18 protein-coding genes are annotated in these 19,095 nt (G+C 61.1%); 10 read left to right on the plus strand and 8 right to left on the minus strand.

From position 1 onward, the window contains the following. Positions 1-7: 7 nt before the first annotated feature. Positions 8-358 carry a hypothetical protein gene (locus GWQ29_RS20090; protein ID WP_275920174.1) on the minus strand — a complete coding sequence of 117 codons (351 nt, stop codon included), beginning with the start codon at positions 356-358 and terminating at the stop codon, positions 8-10. A 19-nt stretch (positions 359-377) separates the two neighbouring features. Beyond that, positions 378-671 (minus strand): hypothetical protein, encoded by a 294-nt coding sequence (locus tag GWQ29_RS20095; protein ID WP_174218916.1) that lies wholly within the window; start codon positions 669-671, stop codon positions 378-380. Between the two features lie 258 nt (positions 672-929). Between GWQ29_RS20095 and GWQ29_RS20100 the strand changes: the two genes are divergently transcribed. Beyond that, positions 930-1,928, plus strand: coding sequence for a Preprotein translocase subunit SecY (locus GWQ29_RS20100; RefSeq protein WP_275920175.1), 999 nt, complete (start codon positions 930-932; stop codon positions 1,926-1,928). A 52-nt stretch (positions 1,929-1,980) separates the two neighbouring features. Here GWQ29_RS20100 and GWQ29_RS20105 read toward each other — a convergent pair whose 3' ends face one another. Then, positions 1,981-2,148, minus strand: a complete 168-nt coding sequence (locus GWQ29_RS20105; protein WP_162265158.1) for a hypothetical protein — start codon at positions 2,146-2,148, stop codon at positions 1,981-1,983. Between the two features lie 44 nt (positions 2,149-2,192). Here GWQ29_RS20105 and GWQ29_RS20110 point away from each other — a divergent pair, with 44 nt between their 5' ends. The 5 genes from GWQ29_RS20110 (at position 2,193) to GWQ29_RS20130 (ending at position 9,691) form a co-directional block, all read left to right on the plus strand. Next, positions 2,193-3,191, plus strand: a complete 999-nt coding sequence (locus GWQ29_RS20110) for an NADP-dependent oxidoreductase (protein WP_275920176.1) — start codon at positions 2,193-2,195, stop codon at positions 3,189-3,191. A 68-nt stretch (positions 3,192-3,259) separates the two neighbouring features. Next, positions 3,260-3,697: a VTT domain-containing protein gene (locus GWQ29_RS20115; RefSeq protein ID WP_021138609.1), complete on the plus strand. Its 438-nt coding sequence runs from the start codon at positions 3,260-3,262 to the stop codon at positions 3,695-3,697. Positions 3,698-3,723: 26 nt separating this feature from the next. Then, on the plus strand, positions 3,724-6,537 hold the full coding sequence (locus tag GWQ29_RS20120; RefSeq protein ID WP_275920177.1) for a pitrilysin family protein: 2,814 nt from the start codon (positions 3,724-3,726) through the stop codon (positions 6,535-6,537). A 59-nt stretch (positions 6,538-6,596) separates the two neighbouring features. After that, a complete protein-coding gene (gene gshA, locus GWQ29_RS20125) occupies positions 6,597-8,195 on the plus strand; it encodes a glutamate--cysteine ligase (protein ID WP_275920178.1) in 1,599 nt (532 codons plus the stop codon). A gap of 281 nt (positions 8,196-8,476) precedes the next feature. After that, positions 8,477-9,691, plus strand: coding sequence for an aldose 1-epimerase family protein (locus GWQ29_RS20130; protein ID WP_159165599.1), 1,215 nt, complete (start codon positions 8,477-8,479; stop codon positions 9,689-9,691). An 82-nt stretch (positions 9,692-9,773) separates the two neighbouring features. Here GWQ29_RS20130 and GWQ29_RS20135 read toward each other — a convergent pair whose 3' ends face one another. After that, the gene (locus tag GWQ29_RS20135) at positions 9,774-11,564 is read right to left on the minus strand and encodes a long-chain fatty acid--CoA ligase (RefSeq protein ID WP_275920179.1); all 1,791 of its coding nucleotides are present in this window, start codon (positions 11,562-11,564) and stop codon (positions 9,774-9,776) included. A gap of 185 nt (positions 11,565-11,749) precedes the next feature. Here GWQ29_RS20135 and GWQ29_RS20140 point away from each other — a divergent pair, with 185 nt between their 5' ends. Beyond that, complete coding sequence (locus GWQ29_RS20140; protein WP_275920180.1) at positions 11,750-12,295, plus strand: hypothetical protein; 546 nt, start codon at positions 11,750-11,752, stop codon at positions 12,293-12,295. Between the two features lie 24 nt (positions 12,296-12,319). Here GWQ29_RS20140 and rimI read toward each other — a convergent pair whose 3' ends face one another. Then, positions 12,320-12,769: a ribosomal protein S18-alanine N-acetyltransferase gene (gene rimI, locus GWQ29_RS20145; protein ID WP_275920181.1), complete on the minus strand. Its 450-nt coding sequence runs from the start codon at positions 12,767-12,769 to the stop codon at positions 12,320-12,322. Positions 12,770-12,866: 97 nt separating this feature from the next. Continuing rightward, on the minus strand, positions 12,867-13,283 hold the full coding sequence (locus tag GWQ29_RS20150; RefSeq protein ID WP_275920182.1) for a hypothetical protein: 417 nt from the start codon (positions 13,281-13,283) through the stop codon (positions 12,867-12,869). Between the two features lie 231 nt (positions 13,284-13,514). On the opposite strand from GWQ29_RS20150, the gene GWQ29_RS20155 reads away from it, so the two are divergent. Both GWQ29_RS20155 and viaA read left to right on the plus strand, forming a co-directional pair. Next, positions 13,515-15,140: an ATPase RavA domain-containing protein gene (locus GWQ29_RS20155; RefSeq protein ID WP_275920183.1), complete on the plus strand. Its 1,626-nt coding sequence runs from the start codon at positions 13,515-13,517 to the stop codon at positions 15,138-15,140. Then, the gene (viaA, locus tag GWQ29_RS20160) at positions 15,141-16,595 is read left to right on the plus strand and encodes an ATPase RavA stimulator ViaA (protein WP_275920184.1); all 1,455 of its coding nucleotides are present in this window, start codon (positions 15,141-15,143) and stop codon (positions 16,593-16,595) included. On the opposite strand, the gene GWQ29_RS20165 is transcribed toward viaA, so the two are convergent. Continuing rightward, the gene (locus tag GWQ29_RS20165) at positions 16,542-17,480 is read right to left on the minus strand and encodes a DMT family transporter (protein ID WP_275920185.1); all 939 of its coding nucleotides are present in this window, start codon (positions 17,478-17,480) and stop codon (positions 16,542-16,544) included. The two genes, viaA and GWQ29_RS20165, sit on opposite strands and share 54 nt — an antisense overlap. Positions 17,481-17,618: 138 nt before the next feature. Here GWQ29_RS20165 and GWQ29_RS20170 point away from each other — a divergent pair, with 138 nt between their 5' ends. Next, positions 17,619-18,071: an Lrp/AsnC family transcriptional regulator gene (locus GWQ29_RS20170; protein WP_021138620.1), complete on the plus strand. Its 453-nt coding sequence runs from the start codon at positions 17,619-17,621 to the stop codon at positions 18,069-18,071. A 6-nt stretch (positions 18,072-18,077) separates the two neighbouring features. On the opposite strand, the gene GWQ29_RS20175 is transcribed toward GWQ29_RS20170, so the two are convergent. Continuing rightward, positions 18,078-19,082: a sensor domain-containing diguanylate cyclase gene (locus tag GWQ29_RS20175; protein WP_275920186.1), complete on the minus strand. Its 1,005-nt coding sequence runs from the start codon at positions 19,080-19,082 to the stop codon at positions 18,078-18,080. Positions 19,083-19,095 lie beyond the last annotated feature (13 nt).

Raw genomic sequence — 19,095 nt, forward strand, 5'->3', positions numbered from 1 at the left:
AGGGACTTCAGTTCTTCTTGCCGTTGCCCTTGCTCTTGTCCTTGTGTTTGTCGTGACCTTGTCCCGGGTTGTTGCCGCTGTGGATGCTGCGGTTGTAGTGATCCCGGTACTTGCCATCCATCTTGTCGCAGTTGAGTTTGATGCGGCCATCGCCAATATCGAGATCAAGGCAGTGGTTCTGCCACCAGTCGTACTCTTTGTCATCCCAGTCGAGATCGATCTTGATGTCATTGCCGGAGATGTTGATGCCGTCGGCTCCTTTGGAGGGGGGCGCAGCAAAAGCGGTGCCCTGCACTACGAGCAGGGAGAGCAGCAGTGCGCCGCGGTTAATCGTGGGGTAGCGCTTGAATGGATTCATGGCAAGAATACTCCCGTTGTTACTGGCTACTCTGCTGGTTGACCTGGATCTCGTTGGTGCTGGGGGGCTGGTTGCGGTTTTCCTGATCGTCCAGATTGAGCCTTGCCTTGTTGCAATCGGCAGGGAGAGCGCCCCCGGTTTCAAGATCAAGGCAATCGGTTTGCGACCAGTTAAACTGCTTGTCGTCCCAGTCCAGATTGAATGTCAGCTCCTCAACGGAGAAGGTTGAGCCGCTATTTTCCTGGCGTTGTTGCGCAGCGGGGGCACCGCTCACCAGCAGTAGGGACAGCAGCATAGTGGTCGTTTTGTTCATGATGGCCTCGAGTAGTGACGATAGCGGATCAGTGTAGTCCTGCCGGGCTGAACCTGGGCGGAACCGCATATAACCACATAACGGGATTCAGTCAGGGGAGCGATTGTAGCGCGTCCCTGCTGCCGATTTGTTCGATTTGGTCGCACTCTGGGCAGCTGGCTCTCTATCTGAAGCAATTCAATAGTTTGCCCTTCTCTCTGCGAGTCCGGCGACTATAATCGGCAGCCAACTTTTCCTGCACGGCATCCCCTCTTCACCATGACTACACAGGCTTCTGCCGTACTGCGCTACCCCAAGGGGTGGTTCGCACTGACCACGGTGTACAGTTTTACCGGGTTGGCCATTCTGGCCTCCATTGTCTTCTCCCTGCTGCTGTTTCTCTCCATCGATGACAACCCGTTGATGAAGTGGCTGTTCGGCGGCCTGGCCATCATCTTCGAACTTGGCAAGTTTTATGTCTGGTACGAATATGGCGAGTGCAAGGCGCGGCGGGATCTCGGCGGTGCCTTCTGGTCGCTGTTGTTCTACAGCGTGCTGGCGGCCATCTCCATCGGCGGCAGCATAGGTGGCATCAACAGTGCCACCAACACTGTGCTGAGTCAGCAGGCGCGACACGAGCGGGAGCTGGCCCGTTTCGACGAGCAGATCGCCAGCATAGAGCGCCAGATCCAGCTCAACGAGGAGGCGGCGCGCAAGTACATAGAGATGGCGCGGATCTCCAGCGGCGTCAGTGGCTTGCAGCAGGCCAACACCAAGCTCAGATTGCAGCAGGATGAGTTGCGCCAGGAGCGTGACGCCAAGCCGGTCAACGAGCAATCCTCCATGCTGGGGCTGATGAGCAGCCTGGCGGACGGGGTGGGCATGAGCCTCATCCAGGTACAGTTTCTGCTGGTTTGCTTCCTCTCCGTGCTGCTGGATGTATTCGGCGCCTTCTTCGTCAGCCTGATTGGCGAGGAGAACCGCTTTCGCCGCATGTGGCATTGGCAGCAGACGAGGGAGCAGGCCGCTGCGCGGCAGGCTGAATTGGCGGCCACAGTGCCCATGGTGGCGAGCAAGCCGGAACCCGAGCCGGCTGTGGTGGCCCAGGTGCGCTCCGTGCTGGAGAGCGGCGAGCTCAAGTGCAGCAAGCGCTCGGTGGCGCAGGCCCTTTCGCTGTCGCTGGAGGAGGTGGACAGGGTATTCCAGCATCTGCTGGCGGAGGGGGTGCTGGGGCAGGGCAGCAACCGCCACTACCATCTCAGCTCGCAAGCCGGTTGAAATCAGGGCCACCTCGGGGTGGCCCTTCTTTTGCGACGTGAGCGGCGCTTGGCTAGTGAGTCAGTACCATCATCAGGCTGAGGAAAGCGGCCAGTCCGCCACCTATGCCGATGATCCAGTAAAACCCCTTGGCCCCCTGTTTGAGCGGGATGCGGAAGTAGAGCAGCAAGGCCCACCACCCCAGAGCCAGCAACAGAGGAATAAGAAACATTCGAGCCATGGTGTCCTCGCTGTTATTCTGTTGACCCTTGATCAATCAACAGGATGGATTGTGCAATGACGCAGCTACAGATTACCGCATTCGGCGACCCCTCGGTACTCAAGCTCAACCCTTCCCTCGATAAGGCACCTGCAGAAGGGGAGGTCCGGGTGCGCATCTGCTTTGCGGGCGTCAATCCCATCGATACCAAGACCCGCGCCGGCCTTGGCTGGGCGGCGGCCGAGAACAAGGACAAGTTGCCCTGGACACCCGGCTATGATGTGGCGGGCGTGATAGAGAAAGTCGGCCCTGGCGTCACGTCACTGGTAGAGGGTGATCAAGTGTGCGGCATGGTGGGTTTTCCGCTGGCGGGGGGCGCCTATGCCGAATCCGTCGTGGCGAGTGAGGGGGAGCTGATCAAGCTAGACGGCGTGACCCTGGGACAAGGGGCCGCCTTGCCGCTGGCGGGCCTCACCGCCTGGCAAGGGTTGTTTGAGCACGGTGGTCTCAAGCCGGGACAGCGAGTGCTGATCCTGGCCGGTGCGGGCGGCGTGGGCCATCTGGCGGTGCAGTTTGCTGCTGCTGATGGTGCCGAGGTGGTGGCAACGGCCAGCCGCGACAATCACAGTTTCCTCCATAGTCTGGGGGCCAGTCAGATGGTGGATTATCACGACCCTGACTGGGTTTCCCAGATCGTGGACCACACCGGTCAGGTTGATCTGGTGCTGGATCTGATGGGGGGCGAGAGCGGCAAGGCGGCGCTGGCCTGCGTCAAGCCCGGTGGCAAACTGGTGACTGTGCCCACCATAACAGCCCAGCAGATCAAGGAGGCGGCGGCGGGATCTGGCGTTGAGGTGCTTGGCATGCTGGTGCACCCCGACCGCGAGCAACTGGCCAAGATACTGATCCTGCTCCGTCAGGGGCAGGTGCAGGTGACCGTCTCTGCCGAGTTTGCACTGGCAGACGGCGGGCTGGCCCATCAGGCCATCGAGGAGGGCCATGTTCGTGGCAAGCTGTTGCTGCGCATGCCTGCGGCCGAGCAAGACCTCATAGGAAAGTCATGAGGGCGGCCGTACCTGATGATCGATTGGGCCATCCAGCGTCGCCAGTTTGCTGCGTATGGTGATCCCCCATGAATGACCTGATGGAGATGGGGCTGGGCTGGCTGTTTTTGAGCGCCTTCACCTCCGCCACCCTGCTGCCTGGCAGCTCTGAGGTATTGCTGGGGGCCATGGCCGCCAAGGGGCAGTGGAGCATGACCAGCCTGCTGCTGTGGGCGACCCTGGGCAATACCCTCGGCTCCATGACCACCTGGTGGCTTGGCTGGCTCGCCACCTTCAAGAAAAAACCGGAAGATTTTCAAGGCCGTGGGGAACAAAAAGCCCTCGGCTGGCTCAAACAACATGGTCACTGGTGTCTGCTGCTGGCCTGGACACCCGTGGTCGGCGATGGTCTCTGTCTGCTGGCCGGTTGGCTGCGCCTCTCCTTCTGGCGCTCCCTCATCCTGATCGGGCTCGGCAAATTGTTGCGTTATGCCCTGATTTTTCTGCTGGCCAGTCACATTTTCTAGCCCTTTTCTTCACTCACGAGGTAACCGTGAACAAACTCATTCCATTCAGCATTCTTCTGGGCTTCACCCTGCCGACGCTCGCGGCACCTACCCTGGTATCGGAGCAGGTCAAGGAAGAGGGCAAGCTCGGTATTCCTTATCAGATGTACAAGCTGGACAACGGTCTTACCGTGATCCTGGCGCCCGACAAGTCCGATCCCCTGGTACACCTGGATGTGACCTATCACGTAGGCTCGGCCCGTGAACAAGTAGGCAAATCCGGCTTCGCCCATTTCTTCGAACACATGATGTTCCAGGGCTCGAAACACGTTGGTGATCAGGAGCATATGCGGATCATCAACGAGGCCGGTGGCGACATGAACGGCACCACCAACAAGGACAGAACCAACTATTTCGAGACTGTGCCGGCCAATCAGCTGGAAAAGGTGCTCTGGCTTGAGGCGGATCGCATGGGCTTCCTGCTCGATGCGGTCAGCCAGAAGAAGTTCGAGATCCAGCGCGCCACCGTCAAGAACGAGCGGGCCCAGCGCATCGACAACCAACCCTACGGTCTGGTGAGCGAGAAAGTGGGGGAGGCGCTCTATCCGCGCACCCATCCCTACTCCTGGCAGCCCATCGGCTACGTGGAGGATCTGGACCGGGTCGGGGTGGATGACCTCAAGCAGTTCTTCCTGCGCTGGTACGGCCCCAACAATGCCACCCTGACCTTGGGTGGCGACTTCGATACCAAGCAGGCGCTGGCCTGGATTGAGCAATACTTTGGCTCCATCCCCCGTGGCCCTGACGTGGCAGAGCCGACCCCTGCCCCCGTGACCCTGCCAGAGACCCGTTACGTGACGCTGGAAGACAAGGTTCACCTGCCGCTGCTCTATATCAGCTATCCGACCGTGTCGCTCGGTGACCCGCAGGAGCCGGCGCTGGACATGTTTGCCGACGTGCTCGGTGGCTCCGCCAGCTCCATGCTCTATCAGTCGCTGGTGAAAACCGGCAAGGCCATCGACGTGGGCGCTTCCCACTACTGCGAGGAGCTGGCCTGCACCCTGACTGTCTATGCCTATCCCAACCCTACGGTAGATGGCAGCCTCAAGACCCTCAAGGGGGAAGTGGACAAGGTGATCGGCGAGTTTGCCGGTCGCGGCCTCAAACCGGAGGACCTGGAAAAGGCCATCAGCAGCTACCGTGCCTCCGCTATCTGGGGGCTCGACAGCGTCTCCGGCAAGGTGAGCCAGCTCGCCATGGGCCAGGTGTTTGCCCAGGACCCCAACTATGTGTTCAAGAGCCTGGATGCCATCGGCAAGGTGACACCTGAACAGGTCAAGGCGGCCTACGACAAGTTCATCCTGGGCAAGCCCGCTGTAGTGCTGAGCGTAGTGCCCAAGGGCAAGACGGATTGGCAGGTGGCCAAGCCGAACTTCACCCCTGCCAAGCGGGTGTTGCCGGATTACAGCCAGCATGACGAACCGCTGGCGCTGCGTCCGGTCAAGGACAACTTCGATCGCAGCGTGCAGCCCAAGGCGAGCGAGGCGGTCAGCGTCAAGGTACCTGCCATCTGGCACGGCAAGCTCGACAAGAACATCGAGATCATCGGTACCCAGAGTGACGAGATCCCGGCCGTTTCCATCATGATCGCCCTGCCGGGCGGCATGCGGGCCGAGGGCAAGGGAGAGCTTGGGCTCGCCAGCCTCACCGCCAGCATGCTGGGTCAGGGCTCGGTGCGCCTGACCGAGGCCCAGCTCAGCGACGAGCTGCAAAAGCTCGGTTCCAGCGTCAGCGTCTCCAGTGCCCAGTACAGCAACCTGGTCACCATCAGCAGCCTGACCGACAAGCTGCCCCAGACCCTGGGTCTGGTACGCGAGGTATTCGAGCGCCCCGGCATGCGGGAAGCTGACTTCGAGCGGGTCAAGGCGCAGATGCTGCAAGGCATGAAGCAGAGCCAGCAGCAGCCCGAGTGGCTGGCAGGCCAGGCCTTCCGTGAGCTGGTCTATGGCAAGGAGAACCGCCTCGGTCAACCGGGCGACGGTGTGCTGGCCGATGTCGAGAAGCTGACTTTGGCGGATGTGAAGCGCTTCTATCAGAACTACTACAACCCGACCAACGCCAAGGTGGTGGTGGTGGGTGACGTAGCCCAGCAGCAGGTGGAGGAGCAACTTGGCTTCCTGACCCAGTGGAAGGGGGCAGCGCCAACCCTTGGCAGCCTCAAGCCCGAGGGCGAGCAGGCCAAGCCGGGTATCTATCTGGTGGACAAGCCCGGGGCTCCCCAGTCGGTGATCCGCATTGGCCGTCGCGCCATGCCGTTTGATACCACGGGGGATTACTTCACCGCCGGGCTGATGAACTTCAACCTGGGTGGCAACTTCAACAGCCGTATCAACCTCAATCTGCGGGAAGACAAGGGCTACACCTATGGCGCCAGCTCGGGCTTCTCCGCCAATCGCGAGGTGGGTACCTTCGCCACCGGCGCCAATGTGCGGGCCGATGCGACCGTGGATGCCATCCGTCAGTTCCTCAAAGAGATGGACAACTATCGCAACAGCGGCCCGACGCCGGTGGAGCTGGCCTATATGCGCAGTGCCGTCTCCCAGCAGGATGCCCTCTCCTACGAAACCCTTGGCCAGAAGGCCGGTTTCCTGCTGCAGATGATCATGTATGACCTGAAGCCGGACTATGTGCAGGCCCAGAACCAGCTGATCAAAACGGTGTCACCCGAGGTGCTCAAAGCCAGTGCCGCCCGTTGGCTCGATCCGGCTGACATGGTGATTGTGGTGGTGGGTGACAAGCAAAAGCTTGAAAAACCCCTGAAGGAGCTTCATCTTCCCATCTATCCGTTGCAGCTGCCCTGAGGGCGCTTCATAAAAATAGTGTCGCCCCCCTGAGGGGCGGCCACACATGAGCCGTGAATATGACTACGACTAGCTTCTCACTCACCGAGTTGTTGACCGCCCTGGGTTCGCCTGATCGGCTGACGGCCCTCAAGGGGATCCGGCGCGGGATCGAACGTGAATGTCTGCGCATTACCCCGCAAGGGACTCTCTCCCAGACGGATCACCCGAGAAGTCTGGGCTCTGCGCTGACCCACGCCAACATCACTACCGACTACTCCGAGAGCCTGCTGGAGTTCATCACACCGGCGACCGACTCCATCGACAGCCTGATGGAGCAGTTGGGCGACATTCATCGTCACGCCATCCACCATCTCGGTGATGAGCGGATCTGGCCGCTCTCCATGCCCTGCTTCGTCGGCGACGAGGAGAGCATACGGCTGGCCCAGTACGGCAGCTCCAACATAGGGCGGATGAAGACCCTCTACCGGCAAGGGCTGAAGAACCGTTACGGCAGCCTTATGCAGGTGATTGCCGGGGTACACTTCAACTTCTCCATGCCGGACAGCTTCTGGTGCGAGTGGCAGGATCTGGTGGGCGAGGGCTGCTGCAGCCAGCGCTTCATCTCCGACAAGTACATGGGGCTTATTCGCAACGTCTACCGCTTCGGCTGGCTGGTGCCCTATCTGTTTGGCGCCTCGCCGGCCATCTGTGACTCTTTCCTCAAGGGGCGCAAGAGCAGCCTGCCGTTCCAGAAAACCGGCAAGGGCACCCTCTATCTGCCTTACGCCACAGCGCTGCGGTTATCCGATCTTGGCTATACCAACAGCGCTCAGGCAGGCTTGAAGATAAGCCACGACAGCCTGCCCGACTATGTGAGCAGCCTGCGTCGTGCCATCAACACCCATGATCCCGACTTCGCCAAGATTGGGGTCAAGGTAAACGGCGAGTATCGTCAGCTCAACGACAACGTGCTGCAGCTGGAGAACGAGCTGTACGCCCCGATCCGGCCCAAGCGCACCCCGCACAGCGGCGAGAAACCCTCGGATGCGCTGGAGCAGCGCGGCATCGAATATATCGAGCTGCGCACCGTGGACGTGAATCCCTTTACGCCATTTGGTATCGATGCGGATCAGATCCGCTTCTTCGACCTCTTCTTGGTCTGGTGCCTGCTGCGCCCGTCTCCCGTGCTGGGTGACGAGGAGATTGCCCGCAATCGCCGCAACCAGAACAAGGTAGTGCTGGAAGGGCGTCGCCCCGGCCTGGAACTGGAAGACGAGCAGGGCAACGCCATCGGCCTCAAGGAGTACGGCCTCCAGCTGTTTGACGAGCTGGCCCAGGTGGCCGAGCTGCTGGATCGCTGCTGTGGCCGCAATCGCTACCGCGAGACCCTTGCGATGCACAGGGAGAAGCTGCTCAACCCGGATCTGACCTACTCTGCCCGTCTGCTCAAGCAGTTGCTTTCGAGCGGCCAGGACAACGGCTGCTTCGGCGACGAGCTGGCGATCCGCTACCGGGAAGAGATGCTGGCCGGTGAGCTGCAGTACTGGGATCAGGCCTATTTCGCCGCCGAGGCGCGGGAATCCCTGGCCAAGCAGCGGGAACGTGAACGCAGCGACAGCCTGTCGTTTGATGACTTCCTGGCCGACTACTTCGGTATCCGTCAGACCACGACCTGATCCCTCTGCTTCTCTGTTTGCAAGCCGCTCCCGGGAGCGGCTTTTTATTGCGCGGTTTGTCATTCCAGCCAGCACGCCAACGCGTCCAAAAAGTACCCGAAAATAAGTGTGAGTCAGCCTTCACTTCAGCAGGGTGGGTGGGGCTTTTATTGTCAATCGGCTCACATTTCGCCCTTTTACAGCTTGAGTCTTGTGGGATGGGGGCCTAACGTCTCGCCAACTGAAACGATTCAGCTTTCACGAAAACCATTCACAAGAACAAGAGACACGAGGATAAATCCATGTTGAAGAAACTCTCCATTGCCGTTCTGCTCGCCCTGGGCGCGAGCTCTGGCCAGGCCGCCGAATTCCTGTTGACCGACTCCCAGCAGGGGCTGGATGTGGGGGACTGGAAGATCACCAGCGACAAGCTGGGGATCAAGAGCCCGGTACCCTTCTCCATCGAGAAGAAGCGGCTGCACGGCGGACGGCAGGAGGGGGTGGATCTGCTGATCGTCGACAACGGCGTAATGAAAATTACCCTGGTGCCGACCCGAGGCATGGGGATCAAGGAGGTCAAGGGCGCCGATCTGCGCCTCGGCTGGGATTCTCCCGTCAAGGAGGTGGTCAACCCGGCCTTCATCGATCTGGAGAGCCGCGCCGGTCTCGGCTGGCTCGATGGCTTCAACGAGATGCTGGTGCGCTGCGGTTACGAGTGGACAGGTCACCCCGGGGTGGACGATGACGGCCGACTCAAGAGCCTGCATGGCCGGGTGCAGAACATACCGGCATCCGTGGTCAGCGTGACCATAGATGAGGAGCCGCCCTATGCCATTCATGTGCTGGGTCGGGTGGATGAGCGCACCTTCAAGATGAGCGAGCTGGTTACCTGGACCCAGCTGAGCGTAGTGCCCGGTCAGGCGGAATTTTCCCTGCAGGACAAGCTGACCAACCACGCGGATTATGAGAACGAGTACCAGATCATCTACCACAGCAATTTCGGGGCGCCGATCCTGGAAGAGGGGGCGCAAGTCAGCACGCCGGTGAAGCAGATCTCCCCGTTCAACGACTACGCCAAGGCGGGCCTGAAGAGCTGGCAAACCTATCTGGGGCCGACCAAGGGTTTCGACGAGATGGTGTTCAACCTGGTGCCTTACAGCGATGCCGATGGCAATACGCTGGCTGTGCTCAACAACCGGCAGGGCAGCGCCGGTGTGGCGGTGGCCTACAATACCCACCAGCTGCCCGTGCTGACCCTGTGGAAGAACACCGACACCCGGGCCCAGGGGTATGTGACGGGTATCGAGCCTGGCACCAGCTATGCCTACAGTACCAAGTACCAGCGTCCGCTGGGGCTGGTGCCCAAGATCCAGCCGGGGGAGACCAAGACCTTCGATCTGACCTATCGTCTGCTGCGCAATGGGGATGAGGTGAAGCAGGCGCTGGCAGAGGTCGACAAGATCCAGGGGGGCCGTCCCACCGAGATGCGCGAGCTGCCACTGGTCAAACTGCCCTGATCACTTGTCAGACAGACAGCAAAAAGCCGCTCTATGAGCGGCTTTTTGATTTCATGGCGGGCGGGATCAGACGTGGTTGTACTCAGACATGGTTGTACATGGCCTCGATCTCGCTTTGGTACTTGGATTCAATGATCTTGCGGCGCAGCTTCATGGTGGGGGTGATCTCTCCCAGCTCCATGGAGAAGGCGCTCGGCAGCAGGGTGAACTTCTTCACCTGCTCGAACTTGGCCAGCTCCTTTTGCAGATCCTGGATGCGGGCATCGAAGAACTCCATCACCCGGGAGTGGCGCAGCAGCTCCGTCTTGCACTGGTACTGCAGGTTTATGGAGCGGGCGTACTCTTCCAGCGATTCGAAGCAGGGTACGATCAGCGCCGAGACGAAGTGGCGGGCATCGGCGACGATGGCGATCTGCTCGATGAAGCGATCCTTGCCGATGGTCCCTTCCACCAGTTGCGGGGCCACATACTTGCCGTTGGAGGTCTTCATCAGCTCCTTCAGCCGTTCGGTGAAGTAGATATTGCCGTCCTTGTCCAGCTCGCCCGCATCACCGGTACAGAGAAAGCCATCTGCGGTCATCACCTCGGCAGTGGCTTCCGGCTTGTTGTAGTAGCCGCGCATCACGGTGGGGGAGCGCACCAGCAGCTCGTTGTTCTCCCCCAGTTTCACTTCGATGCCATTGAGGGCGGTGCCGATGGAGCCCAGCTTGAATTGTTGATCTTCATAGCAGCAGACAGTAGCCGTGGTCTCTGTCATGCCATAGCCGTACTTGAGGTTGAGCCCCATGGCCTGGAAGAAGAGATTCACGTCGTCGGCCAGACGAGCGCCGGCCACCGGCAGGAAGCGGGTATGGCCGCCAAAGCGGGCGCGCAGCTTGCGAAACACCAGTCGCTCCGCCAGCGCGAGCTGGGCACAGAGCAGGGGAGAGGCTGATTTGCCCGCCTGACGGGTCGCCACCATCTGCTTGCCGACGCGGGTGGCCCAGCCAAACAGGGCGCGGCGCAGGCGCGGCGCCTGGGCAACCCTGGCCTGGATCATGGCATAGGCCTTCTCGTAGAGGCGCGGGACGGCGCACATCACGGTCGGCTGCACCTCGCCGATGACGTCCATCACCTTCTGCGGGTCGCGAATGTAGACGTTCTCGGCGCCGCAGTAGAGCACATAGTAGGTCCAGGCGCGTTCGAACACATGGCTCAGCGGCAGCATGCAGAGCGACACATCTTGCTCGTTGAGGTCCAGGCGGCTGTTGTGCATCTCGAAACAGGCGGCGATGTTGGCAAAATCGAGCATGACCCCCTTGGGTTCGCCAGTGGTGCCCGAGGTGTAGATCAGGGTCAGCAGGTCATCCATCCGGTACTGGCTTTCCCGCACCTGCAGCTCCTGCTCGCTGGCCTGATGGTTGCCGGAAGCGAGAAATTCCTGAAAGTGGCTGGCCTGGGCGCAGCCGCGCAGATTGACCTTGCCATCGAGGGCGACAATCTGGCGGATCTCGCCATCATTCAACAAGGTCAGCGCCTGATCGAACTGGGGCTGCTCACCCACGAACAGTAGGCCGATACTGGCATCGCGCACTATGTACCTGAGTTGCTCAAGGGTGCTGGTGGGGTAGATGGGCACGCTGACGCCGCGGGCGGCGAGGATGCCGAGATCTGCCTGGGTCCACTCCGGCATATTGCGAGCGTAGAGACCGACCATTTCGGTTGGCTGGTGGCCGGCGCGGATCAGCGCCTGGGCACAGTAGTCCATGGCCTGTCCCAGGGTACGCCAGCCGATGGCGCGCCACTGGCCATCCTGTTGTACGCGCAGGGCGGCCTTGTTGCCAAGCCGGGCAATACGTTCACGCATCAGTCGAACCAGATGGAGTTTCGGCATCAGTCAAACATCCTCAAGTAACAGTTGTACGCCCGCGAGGGCACTAAAATTCGCGCTAGAGTTTAAACTCCAACATTACAGCTTACAAGTGTTCGCCATTTGTCCTGGATCACAAAGTCGCCAACCAGGGCGAGCTGAGGCATGATGGTCGACAAGTGAACGGAGTCATTCAGAGAGGGTGAACAATGCGTGTCGGGATCAAGGGAATTATCACGGGGGTATTGCTGTTGTTGGCTGGGACGGGTGGGCTCTGGTTTGTGTTCAGTGGCACGCCGGCCGAGGAGGAGACCCCCTGGCTGGCTGGGGCCCAGGGGTACGAAAAAGCGCAGCAGCTGGCTCTGCACAAGGGGTATTCATTGCTCTATGTGATTGAGAGTGCCAAGTGCCGACGCTGCAAACTGCTGGACAAGATGCTGTGGCAGTCTGACGACATGTCACCCGTGCTGACCAAGCTGATCAAGGTACGGCTCAATCCCCATGCGAAGGATGGCAGCGAGCATATACTGCGCCGCTTCCCGCAGGTTGCCACCCCGCCAGGCATCTATGTGCAACGGCCGGGAGAACCCCTCAAGCCCATCAAGATAGTGGTGGATCTCGAGCAGATCTGGATGCCGGGAGTTACCTGGCAGCGCGGCTTCTTCATGCCGCTGTCGGCGGCCGGTTTCGAAGCCGTGCTGCACACCACCCAAAGCCTGCAGGATCCTGCTCTCGACAATGCGCCGCTGCTCTGAGCGGCGTCGGCATGAGGGTGTGGCTCAGCTGAAGTCGAACAGGCGGGACATGAGCACGGCATCTTCCCGCTCGTTGCCGGTGCCATAGTAGTCGACCCGGCGGCAATACTCGGCAAACCCTTCACTCTCGTAGAGGCCGATGGCGGCCTTGTTGCTGGCGCGAACTTCCAGAAACCAGGCCTCGGCTCTCTTTTCCTTGCTGCGGGCGAGATACTCCTTCAGCAGTGCCCGTCCCAGCCCCTTGCCCTGAAAATCGGGGTGCACGCAGATGTTCATCAGCGAACTGTCGCCCGCCACCAGATCCGAGATGTAGAACCCCGCAGGCTGTCCATCCACCAGCATCAAACCATTGAGATAGCGCGGCCCGAAACAGGAGAGCAGATTGGCCTGGCTCCAGGACTCCTTGTGGGCGGCTTGTTCTATGGGATAGACAAGCTCGAAGTCGGATTCGAGCAGGGGACGAAAGAGGTGCATGATCACTCCGGTTAATGCGGGGTCGGCTGGCCCGGTCGGCCAAATGTAAAGTTTGGTAAAGATGAGATGGCCGGGCTGCATTGCGGCCCGGAGCCGATCACAATGAGCCCTGCTCCTGGCTGGATGGCACCCGTTGGCGCAACTGTTGCCACAGCGCCCGTTTGTGGGGCGCATCGGGAGAGAGCGGACAGATCAGCGCCTCTGGCCAGCGAGGATCCGGCTCGGTGAGCCAGAGCAGCGGGGGCGCGGCTTGCTCCGGCATCTCCTGCAGCAGGCTCACCTTATGGGGGGCAATCCCCAGCAGCTGGCAGATGTCATGGAGCAGAGCGGTATCCGGCAGCGCCGGTGCCCGCACCCAGAGCTTGCCGGTGGGCAGGTCGACATGAGGCCGGGAATCTGGCTGCCCGGTCTGTGCTGCCTCATCACGAGAGCCAGCCAGTAACTGGGGGCGTCTGAGTTGCCAGCCTTGAATACCGATTCTGGCCAAGATGTGCTGGCGAACGGGATCTTGCATGGATGATGACTCACTCTTGATCTGAGTTGGTGAAAAATGTGCTGCGAAGGGTACACTCGAACGCCTTTTTCTGCACTCTTTGCCATTCTGCTGTGCTTCCAGTCCGGTCAGTCGGGATGGGGTTGGCAGGCAGACCATAACAGACAACATCATAATAAAACCAACCCCGGGCAATCTGATCGTCATGACGTGACCCGGAATTATCGTGATCCCAGCTTCGGAATGCTCTCTATGTCATTATCTGCTCACAGTTCTGCCCGTGCCGTGCCCATTCATGAACGCCTGCCCAACCTGCTGGCCGCCCTCGGCGAGGGGCTTTATGAACGCCAGGATGCCTTGCGGCTAGGCCTGCTGGCGGCACTGAGCGGCGAGAGCGTGTTTCTGCTGGGCCCCCCCGGGATTGCCAAGAGCCTGATTGCCCGTCGTCTCAAGCTTGCCTTCCATGAAGCCCGTCACTTCGAGTACCTGATGACCCGCTTCAGCACGCCGGAGGAGGTGTTTGGCCCCTTGTCTATCCAGGCCCTGAAGGAAGATGGCAAGTACCTGCGCCTGACCGCCGGATATCTGCCCCAGGCCGAGGTGGTCTTTCTCGACGAGATCTGGAAGGCGGGCCCGGCCATCCTCAACACCCTGCTGACTGCCATCAACGAGCGTCAGTTCCGTAACGGCGACGAGACACTCCCCATTCCGATGCGTCTGCTGATCAGCGCCTCCAACGAGCTGCCCGCCCAGGACAGCGGGCTGGATGCGCTCTATGACCGTATGCTGGTGCGCGTCTGGATGGACAGGGTGCAAGAGAAATCCAACTTCCAGGCCATGTTGTCCAGTGATGGCGCCTCCCCCCGTCACCTCTCTCCTGCCCTGCAGGTGCAAAGCGAGGAATATCTGCTGTGGCAACGGCAGATCGAGCAGGTGGTGTTGCCCGACGAGGTATTCGAGCTTGTCTATCAGCTGCGACAGCGGCTCGACAGCATGGGCGACGAACCCTGCTATGTCTCGGATCGGCGCTGGAAAAAGGCGGTACGCCTGTGCAAGGCCAGTGCCTTCTTCCATGGCCGGCGGGAGGTAGCGCCGCTGGATCTGCTGCTGCTGAAAGATTGTCTCTGGCATAACGAAGAGAGCCGCACCGCCCTGCTGACGCTGATGGAGGAGTTTGCCCGTCTGCACTGTTACCGGCAGCAGGCATTGATTTCCCGTCATATGGCCGTCACCTCGGCCTTGCAGGAGTTGCAACAGCAGATGAGTATCCGGCTGGCGCTCAAGGCGGATCCCCACAAGGGGATGCTGGGCAAGCGCAGCAAGGGCTGGCAATTGCCCCTGGAGGAGGCCCGCAAGCAGGGGGAGCGGGGTCTGCAAATCCAGCTGCACCTGCTTACCCCGGCCCGACTCAGCCCGGAGGAGCCGGATCTGCTGGTAGAGACACTGGAGTGTGACAAGGTGGTGCTGGGTCACTGGCAGTTCGGTGGCGACAAGGTGATGTTCCATCCCGTTGGCAGCAAGACAGGATTGACGCTGGAGCTTGAGCTCGACAGCAGCCAGCGTCTCAATCTGCTCGACAGCCAGCGCCACCCCATTCCTCTGGTGCTGGTGTGCCGTGAGCCCTTGCCTGGTCTGATAAGCGCCCCCTGGTACAAGACCCTTGCCAACCTCAGTGACCAGCTGGCGGCCTTGCGCACCGATCTGCGTCGCCAGCGTCATCGTTTTGATGACCACCAACCCCACTATTTCATCGGTTCGCGCTGGCTGGTAGCCATCGAGGAGGGCTTCTTCACCCTGGCCCGTGAACTTGATCAAACGGCTGAGCAACTGGCCCAGTGGCAGCAGCGCCTGCCACTGCTGTGCGGGGAGCAGGGGTAAATGATCGAAATTGGCACCATGAGCGCCTTGCTGGCGATCTCGGAGGGAGAGATGGTGTCCGAGATGGTGGTCGCCCTGCTGGCCAGTACCCAGATCTCCCGCTTCATCCGGATAGGCAAGGCACAGGGCCGTTCCCTGAAACAGCGGCTGCAGCGCTGGCGCCATCAGGTGAACGACACCATAGCCCATACTCCTGTTCCTCCCGTGCTGGAACAGGAGTTTCTGCTCTATCAGCACTTTATCTCCCTTTCCCTCGCTCGCCTTGTGGCCGAGTTGCCTACCCTGCTCAGTGCTCTGGAGCGGGGTAGCGACTTTGCCGATGAGGGGCGACAGCTGGCCCATCAGTTGGTGGATCATCCCACCGAGGGAGCCAGGCGGCTGATGCTTGAGAAGTGGCGAGCCAGCCTGGTAGGGGCCTTGCTGCGTTTGCAGCAGGAGCTGGCCGAGGCGGAGCGGCTCAGGTTGCAGCAGGAGCTGGAGGAACAGATAGGCGCCAGCGAGGTGCTGGAACAAGTGCTGGATCCCCAGCGGCGCACGGCCGGTGGCTTGTGGAACCTGGCTCAGGGACGCTGGCAGCCTGCCTCTCTGGTGCTGATCCGCCAATATGCCGCCATGTTGCGCAAAGAGCCCATGTTGCAGGAGATCGCAGACAGCATGGGGCGCAGTCTGCACGATAGCGAGCAGTTGCAGCGGCCCCAGCCGCCGCAGCCCACCCTGATCCAGGAGCCGGTGTTAAGTGACGATGTGCCCGATGATCTGGTCGGGATCCACCCGGCCAATGATCTGATGAGAATGCTGCCGAGTGAGGCCGTCATGCTGGGGGTGCCCGAGCTGGAGCTGGAGTTTTACCGCCGCTATCTGGAGCGGCGCCTGCTCAGCTATCAGGCCAGAGGTACCCTGCCGAGGCATCAGTTGCTGCCTCGTACCACGGATCGGGGTGATCAGGAGTTGCAGCCCATGGGGCCAGTGATTGTCTGTATCGACACGTCCGGCTCCATGGGGGGTTACCCTGAGCAGTGTGCCAAGGCGCTGGCGCTGGCACTGTTGCAGCTTGCCTTGACCGAGCAGCGGCGCTGCTTCGTGATGCTCTTCTCCACCGATGTGGCGACCTTCGAGCTGACCGATGCCAACGGCCTCGATGAGGCTCAGCGTTTTCTGGCCATGACCTTCAATGGCGGCACGGATCTGCTGCCCTGCCTGAGCGCCACTCTGCAACAGTTACAGGCGCCCGGTTTCGAGCTGGCGGATGTGCTAGTGATCTCCGACTTCATTGCCCAGCGTCTGCCCGCTTCGCTGGTGGAGCTGATGGACCGCCAGCGTGGCCGTGGCACCCGATTCAACGCCGTTGCCATGTCCCGTCACGCCAAGCCGGCCCTGCTGCGGGTGTTCGATAAAAGCTGGCTACTCGACTGCGGTTTGCGCGGCCGCTTGCTGCGCCGCTGGTTGCGTAGCTGATATTGACCCCCCTGATCCGCGCCATACTGGCAGACTGGCCAGCACAACGCCGACACACAAGAGGCCCAGCGCCAGCCATACCGGCTGGGAGAGGGTCTCCCCCAGCAGCCACCAGGCCAGCATGGCCGCCATCACAGGGGTCAGGGAGCCGAGTGCCGAGCTGACCTCGGCCCCCAGGGTGCGAATGGCGTGGGCGTAACAGAGCGCCGCCAGCAAACCGGCCCCAATTCCCTGCAACAAACCCTGCCATAACCAGATGCTGGCATGACCCACAGTGGGCAAGGGGCTCCACAGGAGTGTCGGCAGCAGCAACAGGGCTGAGGGCACCGCCACCAGGGCGGCGGCATCCAGCGCCGCGAGTCCGCTGTGCCTGACTGCCAGGGTAAACAGGGCCCACAGCAGGGCCGCCCCCAGAAAACAGACTTGCCCCTGCCATAAACCGGGCTCCCCGCTCAGCAGCAGGGTCGCCGTGGCCAGGGCGATGAGGGAGAGCCCGCAGCGCCGTTGGGCGGGGCAAGGTTCGCGCCACAGCAGCAGGCCCAGCAGGCTGACCATGAGGGGGGCTGTGCCCGGTATCAGGGCGCTGCCCTGGGCGACCGGAGCCAGCTGCATGCCGGTGGCTCCGAGCCAGAAGAAGGGCAGACCGGCCCCGATCAGCATGGCCAGCTGCCAGCGCAGGGGAATGCTGTGCAGCCGGGTGCGGTGGCGCCAGTAGTAGGGAAGCAGCAGCAAGGCGGGGATCCCAAATCGCAGCAGCGCCAGCGCCTGTGGCGGGAGCTTCTCCTCTGCACCAAGGCGCAGGGAGAGGAAGAAACCGGACCAGAGCAGCACAGTGGCGAGGGCGGCGGCCCAGCCGCTGCAACGGGGTGACAGGGTGAATGACATAAGGGCTCCCTCCATGGAATGTCCTGCGCCATTATCCGGCCAGGAGGGAGGGTGTTTCAGGGCAAACTGTTTGAGAAATCCGGATGTATTTGCTAGTTTCAGCCAATCCAACAGGGATTTTTACCGGATATCGCCAAGATGCTCGACAGAATTGATTTACATCTGCTGCGGTTGCTGCAACAGGATGGTCGCCTCTCCACAGTGGAGCTGGCGGAGCAGGTTGGTTTGTCAGCCTCCCCCTGTGCGCGGCGCCTGAGGCGGCTGGAGGGGGAGGGACACATTCAGGGGTATCGTGCCGTGCTGGCGCGGGAGAAACTTGGCCTTGGCATCACCATCTTCGTCAACGTGCGGCTCAGCCAGCACAAGGAGCCCTTGGTAGATGCCTTCGAGCAGGCGGTGGCGGCCATGGCTGAGGTGATTAGCTGCCACACCGTCTCCGGCAATTACGACTATCTGCTGGAGGTGGTGGTGCCGGATCTGCCCGCCTATGAGCAGTGGATCAGACGATTGCAGTCCCAGGACATGGTAAATGACATCAGCAGCCACTTCGCCATTCGCGCAGTCAAGGTGATGGGGCCTCTGCCCATTTGACTTTTTTCAGGCGCCGGGCTGGTGGCCGAGACCCCGCTCGTTGACCTGATCCTGATCCAGCAGGGGCTGGCCGCTGGGCTGGGAGACATAAAAACCCCGCTTGCCGCTGCGCTTGACCCGATACATGGCCTGATCGGCTCTGGCCAGCGCCGTGCTGAAGTCATCTTGTGGCCGGATCTGCGCTATCCCCATGCTCAATCCCACCTCGGCTTCGCCGTTGGGCAGCTCGAACGGAGTCGAGATGACATTGACGCACTGGTGGGCCAGGTGATGGGTGCGGGGATCGTCACTGTGCCAGGGCAGCAGCAACACGAACTCATCCCCGCCGAGGCGGCCCAGCTTCACCCCTTCGTCACAACAGGCCTTGATCCGCTGGGTGAGGGCGATCAGTAGCTCATCACCTGCCCTGTGGCCAAGGTTGTCGTTCACCTGCTTGAAGTTATCGAGATCGATGAAGCAGATGGCCCTGAACTCCTGCGGGAACTGGCGTTGCAATGCAGTGCGATTGAGCAGGCCAGTGAGAGGATCCCGATGGGCGAGCTGGGCGAGCTGCTGTTCGTACTCCTTCTCATGGGTGATGTCGATGTGGGTACCCATCACCCGCAGCGGTTGGCCCTGCTCATCCCACTCCACCACCCGGCCCCTGTCCAGCACCCAGGTGGTCTTGCCATCCTTGGCGATCATGCGGTGCATCACCTGATAGAAGGGGCTCTTGCCGCTCAGATGATCGAAGAAGGCCTGCAGTACCCGCTCCCTGTCTTCCGGATGCAGGTGTTCACGCCACACATCGAAGTGGGCCGACAGCTCCTTGGGCTGGTAGCCGAGCATGGCCCCCCAGCGTCGGTTGAAGATGATGAGCTTGCCGGTGGGAAGGTGATTCTGCCAGATACACAGGCCAGTGCCGTCCATGGCGGCATCCAGTTTCTCCCGCGCATCGTCGGCCACCCGCTTCAGGCGCTCATTCTCCTGCAGCAGCTTGTTATAGGCGGCCTGCAGCTCCTCGTATGTCATGAACTCGTTCTTC

Source organism: Aeromonas sp. 2HA2, from assembly GCF_029237345.1.
Lineage (GTDB): Bacteria > Pseudomonadota > Gammaproteobacteria > Enterobacterales > Aeromonadaceae > Aeromonas > Aeromonas salmonicida.